Annotated in this window: 1 pseudogene; it reads left to right on the forward strand. The window is 42.2% G+C overall.

Going from position 1 to position 218, the window contains the following annotated elements:
* Positions 1-6 precede the first annotated feature (6 nt).
* Positions 7-218, forward strand: a pseudogene (locus tag ACNQO6_RS18595) (type IV pilus modification protein PilV); the annotation flags it as partial.

The raw sequence follows: 218 nt of genomic DNA on the forward strand, positions 1-218 counted from the left end.
GTTTGAGCGGTAGAAGTCCGAATAACGTCAGTATCTAATGTAGGGGATAATCCTGTAAAAATTGCGATACAGGATTTACAGAATGCAGCCCTACAAGCCAAAGACAGTGCGATGAATCTTGCTGTAGATCAATGCCCAACTGGTAAAAACCGACAATGTATATATGTCGCCTGGGATGAAACCAAACTGGCAGGAAATGATGGAATTCCCTCATGTAT

Origin of the sequence: Acinetobacter calcoaceticus, from assembly GCF_051947995.1 — a bacterium.
In the GTDB taxonomy this organism is placed as follows: Bacteria; Pseudomonadota; Gammaproteobacteria; order Pseudomonadales; family Moraxellaceae; genus Acinetobacter.